Here is a 16,836-nt window from a genome sequence, read left to right as displayed (position 1 = left end):
AAACCGTATGAGGAGAAATTTTCTTTATTTACTTGCTTCTGCTGCTGTCTTGTCACTTGCTTCGTGTACTACCACTAAGTTTGTGCCGGATGGTTCTTATTTGCTGGATGAAGTTAAAATTCGTACGGACCAGAAAAACATACGGCCTTCTTCCTTACGTATGTATGTTCGGCAAAATCCTAATGCCAAGTGGTTCAGCCTGATAAAGACTCAACTTTATGTCTACAATCTGTCGGGACGTGATTCAACCAAATGGGGAAACAAATTTTTAAGAAGGATAGGGGATGCTCCTGTAATATATAGCGAGGACGAAGCGAAACGCTCTGAAGAAGAGATCACTAAGGCGGTGCATAATATGGGATATATGGCGGCAACCGTGAAGCGTTCGACCAAAATAAAAAAGAAAAAGATTAAGCTGTATTATGATGTAACGGCAGGCAAACCTTACGTTGTTCAATCTATCAAATATGATATTTATGATCCTAAAATAGCCTCTCTTCTCAAACAGGATTCTGCTAGAAGCTTGCTGAAGGAAGGAATGTATTTGGATGTGAATGTATTGGATGCGGACAGGCAACGCATCACGAATAAGTTGCTTCGGAATGGCTACTATAAATTTAATAAGGATTATATCGGATATACGGCCGATACGGTTCGTAATACTTATAATGTAGATTTGACTCAACATTTGCAGATGTATAAAGTGCATGCGAGTGATTCGGCAAGGGCACATCAGCAATATTGGATCAATAAGATTAATTTTATTACGGATTATGACGTTTTGCAGTCTTCTGCTTTGAGTAGTGTGGATATTAATGATTCGGTTCATTATAAGGGATATCCGATTTACTATAAGGATAAGCTCTATTTACGTCCTAAAGTGCTTACGGATAACCTCCGGTTTGCTTCCGGCGATTTGTTTAATGAGCGTGATGTGCAACAAACCTATTCCAGTTTCGGGCGTTTGTCTGCATTGAAATATACGAATATCCGTTTTATCGAGACTCAAGTTGGAGATTCAACAATGCTCGATTGTTATGTGATGTTGACTAAGAGCAAACATAAATCGGTATCTTTCGAGGTAGAGGGAACCAATTCTGCCGGTGACTTGGGAGCGGCGGCTTCCGTTTCTTTCCAGAATAGGAATCTCTTTCGCGGATCGGAAACGTTTATGATAAAATTCCGTGGAGCGTATGAGGTTATTTCCGGGCTTCAAGCTGGTTATTCAAATAATAACTATACGGAGTATGGGGTGGAAACGAGTATCAACTTTCCTAATTTCCTGTTCCCATTCATTTCCTCTGATTTTAAACGGAAAATCAGGGCTACAACAGAGTTTGGTTTACAGTATAATTATCAGTTGCGACCGGAGTTCTTGCGCACGATGGCTTCTGCTAACTGGAGTTACAAGTGGACGCAGCGTCAGAAGATACAACACCGTATTGATTTGATAAATATTGCTTTCCTTTATTTGCCCCGTATCTCTGAAAGGTTTAAGGAAGACTATATAAATAAGGGACAGAACCATATATTCCAGTATAATTATCAGGATCGGCTGATTATAAATATGGGATATAGCTATAATTATAATAGTGTAGGAGGATCGATTATCAATAATACGATTGCTTCTAATTCATATTCCATCCGTTTTAATTTCGAATCGGCGGGAAATGTAATGTATGCTCTGTCAAAGGCTGCAAACATCCGGAAGAACAGTGATGGTGAATATGCTATTCTAGGGATTCCATATGCTCAATATCTGAAGGGAGAGTTTGATTTTGCTAAGAATATCAGAATTGATTATCGTAACTCTTTTGCGTTTCATGCCGGTGTGGGAATAGCTGTACCTTATGGAAATGCGAAGACTATTCCGTTTGAGAAACAATATTTCTCCGGTGGAGCCAATAGTGTCCGCGGATGGAGTGTTCGCGATTTGGGACCGGGCTCTTTTGCAGGAAATGGGAATTTGCTCGATCAATCCGGAGATATTAAACTGGATGCCAGTATTGAATACCGAAGCAAGTTATTCTGGAAGTTTCAGGGGGCGGTATTTATTGATGCCGGTAATATCTGGACCATCCGGAGTTATGCCAATCAACCTGGAGGGGTTTTCAAGTTTGATAAGTTTTATAAGCAAATAGCAGTGGCCTACGGATTGGGTCTTCGCTTGGATTTAGATTTCTTTATTCTGCGCTTTGACGGAGGTATGAAAGCTGTCAACCCCGCCTATGAAACGAGGAAAGAGCATTTCCCCATCATCCATCCTAAATTCAGTCGTGACTTTGCTTTCCATTTTGCTGTGGGATATCCTTTCTAATCAGCCATTTATTATTTACTCTTACTAACTCGAGCGTATCTTGCAGGGAACTTACGTATTCCATTTTTCCTCCGATAGGATGAATGACGAATGCATTTTTGATTTGGCAGACAACTGACGCTTCTTCTAAATTAGCATCTACCTCACTTGAAATAACAGAAACTTTTGCAGCGCCTCGTGTCTTGAGTTGCTCCAGATGGGGTTGACCGACATTGGATGCCAAGAAACTAAGATAAGATTGGGAAGAAGGCGTGCTCCATTCTTTGGCGACCGGATAATTGAAATTATAAAAGGCTTCGCAGAAATCAATGGCTGTCTGTTCTATTTGAGTTTGAGGAGTTTGTTGCTGACAAGATAGGCAGGTGAAGATTAGAACAGAATAGATAAGTGTATGTAGTTTATTCATAGTACAAAAGATTCTTGATAGAAGAAGATAAGATTGAAAAAGGAGATGAAACTCCCGTATGATGTTTCATCTCCTTCGTATTTGTTTTTATTTTTAGCGGGCGGCAAACATAAGATTGCTCATTGTAGCCTGGCGTGCTGCCAGCATGCCTTGAGCATCCAACGTTACATTCATCTTTTCGCCATTTGGCAAGAACAAATCAGCAGTGCCATCATTGTTCATTTTTACTAATTCAGCGCTTTTACCGTTTGCAACGACATTCCATGTATTGGCTTCTTTGTTGTAGATCAGGTCCATTGAAGCAGTTTCGCCCTCTTTAGTAATGGAATATCCATTCTCAAGAGTTTTCACCATGTAGTTGCCGTTTTCTCCTTTTACTTTCTTTACATCACCTACATTAGCCATCGGATTGGAGCCACTCCAGAATTCGATTGAGTTGATAACTAAAGCATCAGCCAGGTAAGCTACACCATAAACCGGAATAATGTTGAAAGCAAGGAATACGAGTTCGTTTACAAACTTGTTTCCAACTGATTGATTCCAGGAAGACAGGCGGTTGAATAAACCGAATGATCCTACACAAGAACTGAATAATAAGCTACCGCTAAGTACTACTGCGACTAAAGTCAGTTTCCCTTTTTTCATGTTAAAATGTTTTTGATTAATAAAAAATATTGATAATTTCTCTCTTATGTGTATGCAAATATAATATTTTTTAATTAATCGGGGCTATTATTTCTAATTTTTGTATGCTCTTGACTTCCGCCGTGACAATTCGTTTCCTATGATATGGTCTATTGAAAATTTACCGGGACCGGCAATATACATCAATATAAATACGACCAAATAGATGAAAGCTAGCTCTTTAACTGCAAAAACGTCATTTGCATGAACTACAAAGAAGGCTACTATCATTGTGAAAATCATCGGGATCATTGCCAAGCGATACAGGAATCCGATGATAAATGCCATCGAACATACGAGTTCGCCAAAAATTGCTAATCCGAGAGATAGGGGACTTCCTATTCCAAGCGGATCAGGAAACACTGCTGACATCTCCTGGAAGTTACTCCATTTCTGGATACCATGGTTCATTAATAATATACCGAAGATGATCCGGACAGCCAATAGCAACAAAGATACCTTCGTTGTATTCGATTTTGTGGGAAATAAAAAACTATAAATCATAAGTTGTTCTATTTTTAAGTTTATATCTATTTATATAAACATAAAAAATCTTGAATTTGTTCTTTATTGATAGCAAAATTTGTTTGGACCTTATTCCTTATTTAAAACATAATGGTCTGCAAGTTCTCCGGTTATTTCTTGTTTATCCATTGTTAGCTTGCGTAAATGATTTTCTCCCACTTTATAATAAGAAAGTTCTCCGCCTTCTTCTTTAAGAGTCAACAGATTGTCTTTTAAAATATATGTACCTTTCTCGTCAAATGAGCTGTCTCTATCGATATATACGGAATGGAGGCTGAATGTTTTGTCCGGATTTAATGTCAGGGTTATTTCAATGCCCGGACAATCGGCAGCAGGGAAAACTCCTTTATAAGTCCCTTCGTAATCAAGTGAATTTTCCGCATTATGGATATCGGTTGCTTCGATTGAGGTGCTGTCTGTACCGGCACTCTTGTTTGTTTTCGCGCTATTGTTGCAGGCTGCCAAAAGGGCACATGAACATACTAAAATGAAAAATTTCTTCATAATTATTGCTTCTATTAGTTAGTCTAATTGAGTATATTGGACGTAAAGGTATAAATTTAAAATGGAATCTTTATAGTAAAAAGAAACGAACAACTTTATTTATGAATAAATAAACTTTGTATCTTTGCGGAAAATTCTAAAGAGATGGCACAACATACTTATGACAATGAAGCTGTTCAGGAATTATTGAACTGGGCAAAAAAGATGATTGAGACAAAGAATTATCCAACAGAAAGATATCAGGTCAATAAATGTACTACCATTATTGATGGTAAATCGTATTTGGAATCTTTGATTGCAATGATTTCGAGAAACTGGGAGAATCCGACTTTTCATCCTACTATTGAGCAATTATGGGAGTTTAGGGAAAAGTGGGAAAATAAAGAAGCATAGTAAATTGCGATTCAATGTTGAATGATAAATCATTTATGAATATGAAAATGCACTCTTATCTGACATGATTAGAGTGCATTTTTATTTATTAATTTGATATTTATCAGCTTCCTAGAAAGGCAGCCATCTTTTCTTCTTTTTTAGGGATGTTTTTTCTTCTTCTCCGCTTTGGCTATAGACATCTGCAAACGTCTTTTTCTCTTTGATCATTTCGTAAATGACTCCCCAGTCCGGCAAACCACCCAGGTTTCGGTCGTCAATGAACATATCGGCTTTCAACTTTCGAGAGAATCCCTGATGGTCTTTCTGCTCTTCAGGATAGTCCTTATTAACGGCATAAAATTCTAAACCTCTGGCTTTACACCATTCGACAGCTTCGTCCAAAAGTGCTCCTTCACGCACACTCCATAGTATTAAACGATGCTTTTCTTGTTGCAATAACTTCAATGTGTCAATAGCGAATGGAATCTCTTCACCAATGCGTGGATAACGATGTTCTACAATCGTTCCGTCAAAATCAACAGCTATAATCATAGTTTTTAATTACCTAATTTGGAACAAAGATACGGACAGTAAGCCAAAAAAACGTATCTTTGTCTCAAATTAACATTTTAATAAAAATATAAATACATGAACAATTCCCCTCAGCGTGCTGCTAAAGGCTTTACGAGAGCATTTTGGGTCAGCAACACAGTCGAACTGTTTGAGCGTATGGCATATTATGCCGTTTTTATCGTTCTCACTATTTATCTATCTTCCATTTTAGGTTTTAATGATTTCGAAGCAAGTATGATTTCCGGGCTTTTTTCCGGTGGATTGTATCTGCTTCCTATTTTTTCCGGTGCTTATGCTGACAAGATCGGTTTCCGGAAATCAATGATTATAGCATTTTCCTTATTATCCATCGGATATTTAGGGTTGGGTGTACTGCCCACTTTGCTGGAAGCTGCCGGTTTGGTTAGCTATGGTGCCACTACTCAATTTAATGGTTTGCCTGATAGCTATACCCGGTGGATTATCGTGCCGGTTTTGTTTGTACTTATGGTGGGAGGTTCTTTCATTAAGTCCATTATCTCTGCTTCTGTGGCTAAAGAAACAACGGAAGCAACTCGTGCCCGTGGTTATTCCATATTTTATATGATGGTAAATGTGGGGGCTTTCACCGGTAAAACGATTATCGATCCTTTGCGTAATGTCATTGGTGAGCAAGCGTATATCTATATTAATTATTTCTCCGGTGCGATGACAATAGTTGCTTTACTTGCTGTTATTCTTCTTTATAAATCGACGCATACGGCAGGTGAAGGAAAAAGCCTCCATGAGATTGGACAGGGATTTATGCGAATCATCACAAACTGGCGTTTATTGATTCTTATTTTGATTGTTACTGGTTTCTGGATGGTGCAGCAGCAGCTTTATGCCACTATGCCTAAATATGTGATTCGTATGGCTGGCGAGACGGCAAAACCGGGTTGGATTGCCAATGTGAATCCGTTTGTGGTGGTTTGTTGCGTTAGTTTTATCACCCGTTTGATGGCCAAACGCAGTGCGATTACTTCGATGAATGTGGGAATGTTTTTGATTCCTATTTCGGCATTACTGATGGCATGTGGAAATCTGCTGGGTAATGATCTTATTACAGGCATGAGTAATATTACTCTGATGATGATTGCGGGTATAGTTGTACAGGCGCTTGCCGAATGTTTCATTTCACCGCGTTATCTGGAATATTTCTCTTTACAGGCTCCTAAAGGAGAAGAAGGAATGTATTTAGGATTCAGTCATTTGCATTCATTCCTTTCCTCCATTTTCGGTTTTGGTCTGGCGGGAATTCTGCTCACTAAATATTGTCCGGATCCGGCTTTGTTCGAGACGAGGGAAGCATGGGAGGCAGCTAGTGGAAATGCCCATTATATATGGTATTACTTTGCTGCTATAGGTCTGATTGCCGCTGTAGCGCTACTATTATTTGCAAAAATCACCGAATCCATCGACAAAAAGAAGGAAGCTTCTCGGTAATTCTCTGCTTTTTTATGTATATTTGCCGTCACTTTGCTGTAAAAGTTGACGGCATTTTGCATTTTAATAAAGAGGATAAAACATGAAAGTAAAATTTATAAGCCTGGCGAGTGGCAGTAGTGGGAACTGTTATTATCTGGGCACTGAAACCTATGGGATACTGATAGATGCCGGAATCGGCATACGTACTATCAAAAAATCACTGAAAGATTATAATATCTTGATGGATAGTATTCGTGCGGTATTTATAACGCACGATCATGCCGACCATATTAAAGCAGTGGGTAATCTGGGAGAAAAAATGAATATTCCTGTTTATACAACTGCACGTATTCATGCTGGAATCAATCGTAGCTATTGTATGACGGAGAAACTTAGCTCGTCAGTTCGGTATCTGGAAAAGCAAGAGCCTATGACGCTGGAAGATTTTCACATCGAATCTTTTGAAGTGCCACACGATGGAACGGACAATGTGGGATATTGCATTGAAATTGACGGCAAAGTCTTTTCTTTCTTAACCGACCTTGGAGAAATTACTCCTACAGCTGCTTATTATATCAGTAAAGCCCATTATCTGATACTTGAAGCTAACTATGATGAGGAAATGCTCAAAATGGGCCCTTATCCTCAATATCTGAAGGAACGGATTGCAAGTAAAACCGGACACATGAGTAACTCTGATACTGCAGAGTTTCTGGCGGAAAATATCACTGAACATTTGCGATATATCTGGTTATGCCATTTAAGTAAAGACAATAATCACCCGGAGTTGGCTTATAAAACGGTGGAGTGGAAATTAAAGAACAAAGGTGTTATTGTAGGCAAAGATGTGCAACTGCTTGCTTTAAAGCGAAATACGCCTTCCGAGCTTTATGTGTTCGAATAAAGACGAAAAAAAGATAGTAAAAAAGCTGCATGATTGTTTGGTCAAATAAAATAAAAGACCTACTTTTGCAACCGCAAACGAGGAATTAAGCACTCTTAGCTCAGTTGGTAGAGCAACTGACTCTTAATCAGTGGGTCCAGGGTTCGAATCCCTGAGGGTGTACAAATTCGATGTTGCAATAAAATGTTGCACTCTTAGCTCAGTTGGTAGAGCAATTGACTCTTAATCAATGGGTCCAGGGTTCGAATCCCTGAGGGTGTACAAAGATTATTAAAAGGAGAACTTAAAAAGTTCTCCTTTTTTGTTTTGTTGAGAGTCTTTTGTTGTTACAGTTCAGTTGTGGGAATAAAAAATGGGACAGTCCGAAAAAATACCGCTACTCAAAGCTATATTCGGCTTTGGGCAGCGGTATTTTTATAGTGTAACTACTGTCTGTTAGAACTTGAAGAAGTTCTTGGCATTGTTGTAGCTGATATCTTCAATCATTTGGTTTACACGATCCATTTCAGATGCCGGAATTTCTCCGTTTTCTACGTCGCGTCCTACCAGGTTACACAATGTACGGCGGAAATATTCATGACGCGGGTAGGATAGGAAGGAACGAGAGTCTGTCAACATACCTACGAAGCGGCTCAAAAGACCGAGTACTGACAAAGCATTCATTTGTTTTTCCATACCATCTTTCTGGTCAAGGAACCACCATCCGGAACCAAATTGGATTTTTCCCGGGATAGAACCATCCTGGAAGTTACCCAGCATTGTTGCAATCACTTCGTTAGCGCATGGGTTCAAGTTGTAGAGGATTGTTTTAGTCAATTTGCCATTAGTGTTCAGGCGATCAAGGAATTTAGCCATTGCTTTGGCAGTTGTGAATTCACCGATAGAATCGAAACCTGTATCAGCACCCAGTAATTTAAACATCTTCGTGTTATTGTTACGAATAGCGCCGTAATGGAATTGTTGAGTCCATCCTTTTTCCCAGTCCATTTCACCGAAGATCACAAGCATTGCCGATTTGAATTTCAGAATTTCTTCCTTGGTCAATTCTGCACCACCATATACCTTATTAAAGATGGCTTTGATTTCAGCATCTGTGTAATCTTCTGCGTAGAATTCTTCAATACCATGGTCAGACAGACGGCAGCCTTGTTCTGCGAAGAAGTCATGACGTTTGCGCAAAGCAGCGATCATATCATCAAAGTTGGAGATGGTAACACCGCTTACCTCTGCCAGTTTTTCTACATAACTGCGGAAATCTGCAGGGACTTCTACAGCCATAGCCTTATCAGGACGCCATGTTGGTAACATCTTGATTTCAAATCCGCTTTCGCGTGTTTTGATATGATATTCCAATGAATCGATAGGATCATCCGTTGTGCAAACAGTTTCTACATGATAACGACGCATCATTCCACGAGCTGAATATTCGGGTTGAGCCAGTTTCTCGTTACATTCATCGTAAATTTCACGTGCGGTTTGTGGATTCAATATTTTATTGATACCAAATGCAGTTTTCAGTTCGAGATGAGTCCAGTGGTACAATGGATTGCGGAAAGTGTAAGGTACTGTTTCCGCCCATTTTTCAAATTTTTCCCAGTCTGTGGTATCTTTTCCCGTACAGAAACGTTCGTCTACACCGTTTGTACGCATTGCACGCCATTTGTAGTGGTCACCGCCCAGCCAGATTTCAGTCAGTGATTTAAACTTGTAGTCGTCAGCTACCATTTGAGGGATAAGGTGACAGTGATAGTCGATAATCGGCATTTTAGCCGCATGCTCGTGATACAACTTTTGCGCAGTTTCTGTTTGCAGCAAGAAGTTTTCGTCCATGAAGTTCTTCATTATTACTGTGTTTTAAGTATATAAAATTATTACTTTCTGTATTTATACCTATATAGTATTGATTTTAAAGCTAATAGGCGTAAATCTCGTTTTAGTTTTATTAACCGTTATCGAACACAAAAATAGAAAATTTACTTGGAGTAACAAAATAATTCGTATATTTGCAGCGATTATTTATAATATTTAAGTTTTAGCACTATGGAGGACCAGAACTATACCATTAAAGACATTGCCCGTATGGCCGGTGTTTCCGCCGGAACGGTTGACAGGGTGTTGCACAATCGCGGTGACGTGTCTCCCAAAAGCAAAGCCAAAGTACAAAAGGTGTTGGATGAGATTCATTATCAGCCCAATGTGTTTGCTATCGGTTTGGCTGCTAAAAAGAAATATTCTTTCCTCTGTTTGATACCTTATTATATAGAGCATGATTATTGGCATTCGGTAGTAGGGGGGATTGAGCGTGCCCGGCAAGAGTTGCGTCCTTTTAATGTGAGTATAGATTATCTGTGCTATCACCATGGGGATGAGAAGAGTTATCAGAAAGCCTGCCTTTCCATAAAAGAAAAGAATGTGGATGCGGTATTGATTTCTCCGAATTTTCGGGAAGAGACATTGGCGCTGACAGCTTATTTACAGGAAAATAAGATCGCTTATGCTTTTGTCGATTTCAATATGGAAGAAGCGAAAGCATTGACATATATCGGGCAGGATTCATATAAGAGCGGATATATCGCAGCGAAAATATTGATGCGCAATTATTCGGCAGGAGAAGGCCAGGAGTTGGTTTTGTTTTTAAGTAACAATAAAGATAATCCGGCTGAAATACAGATGCAACGCCGTTTGGATGGTTTTATGAGTTACATTGCCGAAGAATATAATAACTTGGTAATCCACGAGGTAGTACTCAATAAATCCGATCAGGAAAGTAACCAACAGACATTAGATGAGTTTTTTCAGGCACATCCAAAGGCTTTACTGGGAGTTGTATTTAATTCCAGAGTGTATCAGTTGGGAGAGTATCTTCGTCATGCGGGACGTAGCATGAAAGGACTGATAGGATATGACCTTCTGAAAGCAAACGTAGATTTATTAAAATCCGGTGATGTGCATTATTTAATCGGGCAACGTCCGGGTTTGCAAGGATATTGCGGGGTGAAGGCTTTGTGCGACCATGTCGTGTTTAAGAAGTCTGTTGAACCTGTAAAATACATGCCTATTGATATCCTGATAAAGGAAAACATTGATTTTTATTTTGAATTTGTATAATATCAACTTTATAAATTACAACTAACATGAAAGCATTAAACAAAGAAACTGCTCCTAAAACACAACGTCCGGAGCGTATTATCCAATTTGGCGAAGGTAACTTTTTGCGTGCATTTGTAGATTGGATTATTTATAACATGAACCAGAAAGCTGATTTCAACAGCAGTGTAGTAGTGGTTCAACCGATTGATAAAGGGATGGTCGATATGCTGAATGCACAAGATGATCTTTATCATGTAAACCTTCAAGGATTGGATAAAGGAGAGGCGGTTAACAGTTTGACAATGATTGATGTAATCAGCCGCGCTTTAAACCCATATACTCAAAATGACGAGTTTATGAAGTTAGCAGAGCAACCTGAAATGCGTTTTGTTATTTCAAACACTACAGAGGCTGGCATTGCTTTTGATCCGGCTTGTAAACTTGAAGATGCTCCTGCTTCATCTTATCCGGGTAAGCTGACTCAATTACTGTATCATCGTTTTAAAACATTCAATGGTGATAAGACAAAAGGTTTGATTATTTTCCCTTGCGAGCTTATTTTCCTGAATGGTCATAAGTTGAAAGAAACAATTTATCAATATATTGAATTGTGGAACCTGGGTAATGAGTTTAAAACTTGGTTTGAAGAAGCTTGTGGTGTATATGCAACATTGGTAGACCGTATTGTTCCGGGATTCCCGCGCAAGGATATTGCTGCTATCAAAGAAAAACTGCAATATGATGATAATCTGGTTGTTCAGGCTGAAATTTTCCATTTGTGGGTGATTGAAGCTCCGCAGGAAGTTGCCAAAGAGTTTCCGGCTGACAAGGCAGGCTTGAATGTATTGTTTGTACCGTCAGAAGCTCCTTATCACGAACGTAAGGTTACTTTGTTGAATGGCCCGCATACTGTTCTTTCTCCGGTTGCTTATCTCTCGGGAGTGAATATTGTGCGTGATGCTTGCCAGCACGAAGTGATTGGTAAATATATCCACAAAGTAATGTTTGACGAACTGATGGAAACTTTGAACTTGCCGAAGGATGAGTTGGAGAAATTTGCAAATGATGTATTGGAACGCTTCAACAATCCGTTCGTGGATCATGCAGTAACCAGTATCATGCTGAATTCTTTCCCTAAATACGAAACTCGTGATTTGCCGGGATTGAAGACTTATCTGGAACGTAAAGGTGAACTTCCTAAAGGACTGGTGCTTGGTTTAGCTGCTATCATTACTTATTATAAAGGTGGTGTACGTGCTGATGGTGCTGAAATTGTTCCGAATGATGCTCCTGAAATCATGAACCTGCTGAAAGAACTTTGGGCAACAGGTTGCACAAAGAAAGTTGCCGAAGGTGTTCTGGCTGCAGATTTTATCTGGGGAGAAGATTTGAATAAGATCCCGGGATTGACAGAAGCCGTAAAAGCTGATTTGGATTCTATTCAGGAAAAAGGAATGCTTGAAACTGTGAAAGGTATTCTGTAATTAGAAGACTAAATAAAAAATAGCGCCACTTGTTCAGAGAACAGTGGCGCTATTTTTTATTATCAGTTATTTATAGTTCTTGTTCAGCCGTATGCAAAATAAATGTAGTAGCTCCAATTGTCACAATAGCGCCATCTTCAATACGTACACGGTCTTTATCTCCCAGAATTTCATTCATAAGGAAAGTGCCTGTGAGGCTAGGAGCATCTCGTAATGTGTAGACTAGCTTTCCTTGCTTATTACGCTTTATATTAATGATGCAATGGCGTCGATCCATGCTCATATCACCGCTTTCAATGGGAGTATTAATGTTTGTTCCTACGCAACGGCGGCCTATGACATTGTCACCTTCCTGCAAGGGAAGTAACTGTTTAAAACCAAATACATTTTCGATTACAGTGATATATCCGAACTCTTCTTTATGAGATTCAGCTTCTTCTTCCAGGTTTTCTTCCTTTCTAAGAGCCTTAACTTTACTTTTTCCTAGCCGGATACTGAATTGCTTGCCACAATGTTCGCATTCAAATACCAGTGATTGGCCTTCACTATACTTGGTTTCATCAAAATAAAGATAATTCTCACATTTAGGACAAAGAACTCGTTTCATGCTTTTTAAAAGGGATTTTTATTTAGCCAGTAACCAGGCATTCTTATAAGTTTCGTTTTTTCTTAGCTCAAGTAATTGCTTGGTCGCTTCATCACGGTTGTTGAATGAACTGATACTGACACGTACTTTGCCATCAGTGTTCAGAGCTTTTGCATCTGCAAATCCTTTTGATTTTAATTGGTTCGCAATAACTTCTGCATCTTTCAGGCTGATTCCTCCTGCCACTATGATATGAAAAGGATGATTTGCACTTTCTTGAAATTTCACCGCAGGAGCAGGAGTCGCTGTTTCCTGTTTTACCACTTTCACTTCTCTTACTGTGATCGGTTTGGAAGTCTTGGCTTTATCCGTTGTATGCTTTTTAGCAGAAGAAGTTTTGGTTGAAGCGGAAGAAGCAGAAAGCTTCTTTGCTTGTTGCGCAGCATCGTTCTTAACATAAACAGGAGTTACTGCAACCGATTGCTTTTCTATTTGCTCAAAAAGCTCGCTGGGCAATAACTGTGCATAATTGTTCTTTTGAACGTCGGTATTCTCTACCGGAGTTGAAAAGGCAAAGAACAGTACGATGGCAGCAATCATTGCTGCAGCATTGCGGAGATACGCGCGGTTGATACTAATTTCAAAAGTCTTCTTTTCCTTTTCCTGATAAGTCGGTACCAATACTTTTTCTTTCTGCTGCAGAGCCGAAAGTTCATGTATTTCAAAAGAGTCGAGACCATATAATGAAGGAGTTGTTATCTTATAATCATAAGGTACGAACTCGTAGTTGCCATAAATATTATAATGAATCTCGCCTATATTATCCAGATGGGCTTTCCCTTCTTCATGAAGGAGACCGATAAATTCGTTTACTTCTTTTTCTACTATACGGCTGGCGTCAGCAAAACTTGTGTCGTATACTGACATATAAGATTGCACCAATACACCGTCATTTAGTTTTAATTGAGGATTAAAACCGATTGTACGGGTAGGAGGTAAAAATATATTTTCTTCCTTTACGCGGGTTGCAGGCGAATAATGTGCTACAAAACCACCAAATCCCGGAACAATGACGCAGTCGTTTTCCAGTAGTAAAGTCTCTATATGTTGTGCCAATTCAATCATGTCTGCAAAATTAAGAGATAAATTGAATATATCCCAGAAAACTTCGAAAAATTCACTACTTTTGCATCGTTTTATTTATCACTATCAATAATGAACTATATACAGACAGAAATAGACGGAGTATGGCTGATTGAGCCTAGAGTTTTCTCCGATGAACGGGGCTATTTTATGGAAGCCTATAAGAAAGAAGAGTTTGAAGCTAATATTGGTCCCGTAAACTTTATACAGGACAACGAGTCGAAATCGTCTTTTGGTGTATTGCGCGGATTGCACTATCAAAAAGGAGAACATAGTCAGGCGAAATTGGTTCGTGTTCTTAAAGGAGAAGTGCTGGACGTTGCCGTTGATTTGCGTAAATCATCGCCTACGTTTGGAAAGCATGTTTGTGTATTGCTTAGTGAAGAAAACAAGAGACAATTTTTTATTCCCCGCGGTTTTGCTCATGGATTTGCAGTTTTGAGTGAAGAAGCTGTTTTTACATATAAGGTAGATAACAAGTATGCTCCGCAGGCAGAAGCCTCTATTTTATATAATGACGAAACATTGGGGATCGACTGGCCGTTGGCAGAGTCGCAAATGTTACTATCTGCGAAAGACAGAGAGGGAACTGCTTTCAAAGACGCCGTTTATTTTGAATGAATTTCTAAACAAACAATAGATTAAGTATGAAAATTGCAATCGTGGGAACAGGGTATGTGGGGCTGGTGTCAGGCACATGTTTTGCCGAAATTGGCGTGAATGTAACGTGCGTAGACACGAACAAAGAGAAAATTGAATCTTTGCAAAAGGGGAACATCCCAATTTATGAAAATGGATTGGAAGAGATGGTACTCCGTAATATGAAGGCAAAGCGATTGAAGTTTACTACCTCATTGGAAAGTTGTTTGGATGAAGTGGAAGTTATATTCAGTGCAGTTGGGACTCCTCCGGATGAAGATGGCAGCGCTGATTTGAAATACGTATTGGAGGTGGCCCGTACCATTGGTCGCAACATGAAACAGTATAAATTGGTAGTTACCAAAAGCACCGTTCCGGTAGGCACTGCCAGTAAGGTTCGTGCGGTTATTCAGGAAGAACTGGATAAGAGAGGCGTGAAGGTTGATTTTGATGTGGCTTCTAATCCGGAATTCCTTAAAGAAGGAAATGCTATCAGTGACTTTATGAGCCCGGACCGCGTGGTAGTGGGAGTGGAGTCGGCACGTGCGGAGAAATTGATGTCCAAACTATATAAACCATTCTTATTGAATAATTTCCGTGTGATTTTCATGGATATTCCGTCTGCGGAAATGACTAAATATGCGGCAAATTCGATGCTGGCAACCCGTATAAGCTTTATGAATGATATTGCAAACTTGTGCGAGATTGTTGGTGCGGATGTGAATATGGTGCGTAGCGGAATAGGTTCGGATACCCGTATCGGACGTAAGTTTCTGTATCCGGGCATCGGATATGGTGGTTCTTGTTTCCCAAAAGATGTGAAGGCATTGATTAAAACGGCAGAACAGAATGGTTATACCATGCGGGTACTTACAGCTGTGGAAGAAGTGAATGAGAACCAAAAAAGCGTCTTGTTCGAAAAGCTAGTGAAGCAGTTTAATGGTGATTTGCAAGGTAAGACAGTTGCTTTGTGGGGATTGGCATTTAAACCGGAAACGGATGATATGCGTGAGGCTCCGGCATTAGTCCTGATTGATAGATTGCTCAAAGCTGGTTGTAAAGTACGTGCATACGATCCGGCTGCCACGCAAGAATGTAAGCGTAGGATTGGCGACACCATCTATTATGCTTGCGATATGTACGATGCCGTACTGGATGCTGATGTGTTGATGCTGGTTACCGAATGGAAAGAATTCCGTCTGCCTTCATGGGCCGTTATCAAGAAAACGATGTCCCGGCAGATTGTGTTGGACGGGCGTAATATATATGATAAAAAAGAGATGGAAGAACTCGGATTTATTTATCACTGTATTGGTAAATAAAAAAATAAGAGTATCTTTATACAAAACTAAAATAGATGATGAAAAATGTGGCTGTATCGTTAATGGCAATCTTTTTCGCGGCATGTAGCGGCAATAAGAATCCCCATTCTCTTCAACAAGAGAAGGAGGATCTTAGTGCAAAAGGGCTACTGCAGGGAATTTGGCTGGACGATGAAACGGAGAGCCCGTTGATGCGTGTAGAAGGAGATACGATCTACTATGCAGATGTGCAAAGTACTCCCATTGCATTTAAAATAATACGGGATACTCTTTATACTTATGGAAATGATACTACTTATTACAAGATTGATAAGCAGGCAGAACATATATTCTGGTTTCATTCCATAACGGATGATGTGATTAAGCTACATAAATCCGAAGATGCCAATGATTCAATCTATTTTGTCCGTCAGGAATTAGTAATTCCGGCATATACGGAAGTAACCAAACGTGATAGTGTGGTGACTTATAATGGCACTCGCTATCGTGCATACGTATATATTAATCCTTCTAAAATGAGAGTCATCAAGACGACTTATTCCGAAGACGGGATTAGCATGGATAATGTATACTATGATAATGTGATGCACATTTGTGTGTATGAAGGTAAAAAGAGCCTGTTTGCCAGCGATGTTACCAAACAGATGTTTGACAAAGTACTTCCTGTCGATTTTCTGGAGCAATCCATCCTGTCAGATACAAAGTTTGTGAAAGTAGACCGGAACGGTTTTCATTATCAGGCTGTCTTGGCCATTCCGGAAACTTCCATATATAGCATTGTAAATATGGAAGTAAGTTTTAAAGGAGATTTGACTATCATTTCATCCAAATAAAAAAA

17 protein-coding genes and 2 tRNA genes are annotated in these 16,836 nt (G+C 39.4%); 11 read left to right on the top strand and 8 right to left on the bottom strand.

Annotated elements, in window-relative coordinates:
* Positions 1–7: 7 nt before the first annotated feature.
* Positions 8–2,317 (top strand): BamA/TamA family outer membrane protein, encoded by a 2,310-nt coding sequence (locus AB3G73_RS05005; protein ID WP_148366643.1) that lies wholly within the window; start codon positions 8–10, stop codon positions 2,315–2,317.
* On the opposite strand, the gene AB3G73_RS05000 is transcribed toward AB3G73_RS05005, so the two are convergent.
* The 4 genes from AB3G73_RS05000 to AB3G73_RS04985 form a co-directional block, all read right to left on the bottom strand.
* Positions 2,271–2,723, bottom strand: a complete 453-nt coding sequence (locus AB3G73_RS05000; RefSeq protein ID WP_298045686.1) for a hypothetical protein — start codon at positions 2,721–2,723, stop codon at positions 2,271–2,273. The two genes, AB3G73_RS05005 and AB3G73_RS05000, sit on opposite strands and share 47 nt — an antisense overlap.
* A gap of 93 nt (positions 2,724–2,816) precedes the next feature.
* Positions 2,817–3,368 (bottom strand): DUF3332 domain-containing protein, encoded by a 552-nt coding sequence (locus AB3G73_RS04995; RefSeq protein ID WP_367743294.1) that lies wholly within the window; start codon positions 3,366–3,368, stop codon positions 2,817–2,819.
* Between the two features lie 93 nt (positions 3,369–3,461).
* A complete protein-coding gene (locus tag AB3G73_RS04990; protein WP_004303298.1) occupies positions 3,462–3,911 on the bottom strand; it encodes a DoxX family protein in 450 nt (149 codons plus the stop codon).
* 90 nt (positions 3,912–4,001) lie between these two features.
* Entirely contained in the window at positions 4,002–4,436 is a 435-nt protein-coding gene (locus AB3G73_RS04985) for a copper resistance protein NlpE (RefSeq protein ID WP_258980696.1), read from the bottom strand.
* A 144-nt stretch (positions 4,437–4,580) separates the two neighbouring features.
* Here AB3G73_RS04985 and AB3G73_RS04980 point away from each other — a divergent pair, with 144 nt between their 5' ends.
* Positions 4,581–4,829 (top strand): hypothetical protein, encoded by a 249-nt coding sequence (locus AB3G73_RS04980; protein WP_004295894.1) that lies wholly within the window; start codon positions 4,581–4,583, stop codon positions 4,827–4,829.
* Between the two features lie 111 nt (positions 4,830–4,940).
* Here AB3G73_RS04980 and AB3G73_RS04975 read toward each other — a convergent pair whose 3' ends face one another.
* Complete coding sequence (locus AB3G73_RS04975) at positions 4,941–5,363, bottom strand: BT0820 family HAD-type phosphatase (RefSeq protein WP_148366648.1); 423 nt, start codon at positions 5,361–5,363, stop codon at positions 4,941–4,943.
* Positions 5,364–5,459: 96 nt separating this feature from the next.
* Here AB3G73_RS04975 and AB3G73_RS04970 point away from each other — a divergent pair, with 96 nt between their 5' ends.
* The 4 genes from AB3G73_RS04970 to AB3G73_RS04955 all read left to right on the top strand — a co-directional run bounded on the left by AB3G73_RS04970 (position 5,460) and on the right by AB3G73_RS04955 (position 7,995).
* Entirely contained in the window at positions 5,460–6,848 is a 1,389-nt protein-coding gene (locus tag AB3G73_RS04970) for a peptide MFS transporter (protein ID WP_004295896.1), read from the top strand.
* Positions 6,849–6,930: 82 nt separating this feature from the next.
* Positions 6,931–7,734 (top strand): MBL fold metallo-hydrolase, encoded by an 804-nt coding sequence (locus AB3G73_RS04965; RefSeq protein WP_148366649.1) that lies wholly within the window; start codon positions 6,931–6,933, stop codon positions 7,732–7,734.
* An 89-nt stretch (positions 7,735–7,823) separates the two neighbouring features.
* A tRNA-Lys gene (locus AB3G73_RS04960) sits at positions 7,824–7,896 on the top strand.
* Positions 7,897–7,922: 26 nt separating this feature from the next.
* Positions 7,923–7,995: transfer RNA gene (locus tag AB3G73_RS04955), tRNA-Lys, on the top strand.
* Between the two features lie 174 nt (positions 7,996–8,169).
* Here AB3G73_RS04955 and uxaC read toward each other — a convergent pair.
* Positions 8,170–9,576 (bottom strand): glucuronate isomerase, encoded by a 1,407-nt coding sequence (gene uxaC / locus AB3G73_RS04950; RefSeq protein ID WP_148366650.1) that lies wholly within the window; start codon positions 9,574–9,576, stop codon positions 8,170–8,172.
* Between the two features lie 198 nt (positions 9,577–9,774).
* Here uxaC and AB3G73_RS04945 point away from each other — a divergent pair, with 198 nt between their 5' ends.
* Positions 9,775–10,842, top strand: a complete 1,068-nt coding sequence (locus tag AB3G73_RS04945; RefSeq protein ID WP_367743278.1) for a substrate-binding domain-containing protein — start codon at positions 9,775–9,777, stop codon at positions 10,840–10,842.
* A gap of 26 nt (positions 10,843–10,868) precedes the next feature.
* Positions 10,869–12,308: a tagaturonate reductase gene (locus tag AB3G73_RS04940; protein WP_122137190.1), complete on the top strand. Its 1,440-nt coding sequence runs from the start codon at positions 10,869–10,871 to the stop codon at positions 12,306–12,308.
* A 70-nt stretch (positions 12,309–12,378) separates the two neighbouring features.
* Here the strand turns inward: AB3G73_RS04940 and AB3G73_RS04935 are convergent, their stop codons facing one another.
* Both AB3G73_RS04935 and AB3G73_RS04930 read right to left on the bottom strand, forming a co-directional pair.
* Positions 12,379–12,915, bottom strand: a complete 537-nt coding sequence (locus AB3G73_RS04935; RefSeq protein WP_217722865.1) for an FHA domain-containing protein — start codon at positions 12,913–12,915, stop codon at positions 12,379–12,381.
* Between the two features lie 18 nt (positions 12,916–12,933).
* The gene (locus AB3G73_RS04930) at positions 12,934–14,019 is read right to left on the bottom strand and encodes an SPOR domain-containing protein (RefSeq protein WP_367743275.1); all 1,086 of its coding nucleotides are present in this window, start codon (positions 14,017–14,019) and stop codon (positions 12,934–12,936) included.
* Positions 14,020–14,109: 90 nt separating this feature from the next.
* Between AB3G73_RS04930 and rfbC the strand changes: the two genes are divergently transcribed.
* Genes rfbC through AB3G73_RS04915 form a run of 3 tightly spaced genes read left to right on the top strand, consistent with a single transcriptional unit; the run spans position 14,110 to position 16,831 of the window.
* Complete coding sequence (gene rfbC, locus AB3G73_RS04925) at positions 14,110–14,658, top strand: dTDP-4-dehydrorhamnose 3,5-epimerase (RefSeq protein WP_004303149.1); 549 nt, start codon at positions 14,110–14,112, stop codon at positions 14,656–14,658.
* Between the two features lie 26 nt (positions 14,659–14,684).
* The gene (locus AB3G73_RS04920; protein ID WP_148366658.1) at positions 14,685–15,998 is read left to right on the top strand and encodes a UDP-glucose/GDP-mannose dehydrogenase family protein; all 1,314 of its coding nucleotides are present in this window, start codon (positions 14,685–14,687) and stop codon (positions 15,996–15,998) included.
* A gap of 35 nt (positions 15,999–16,033) precedes the next feature.
* Positions 16,034–16,831, top strand: a complete 798-nt coding sequence (locus tag AB3G73_RS04915) for a DUF4738 domain-containing protein (protein WP_148366659.1) — start codon at positions 16,034–16,036, stop codon at positions 16,829–16,831.
* Positions 16,832–16,836: the final 5 nt, after the last annotated feature.

It is taken from the genome of Bacteroides sp. L008, from assembly GCF_040812255.1.
GTDB classification, from domain to species: Bacteria; Bacteroidota; Bacteroidia; order Bacteroidales; family Bacteroidaceae; genus Bacteroides; species Bacteroides vicugnae.
This window is presented reverse-complemented; position numbering and strand designations above follow the sequence as displayed.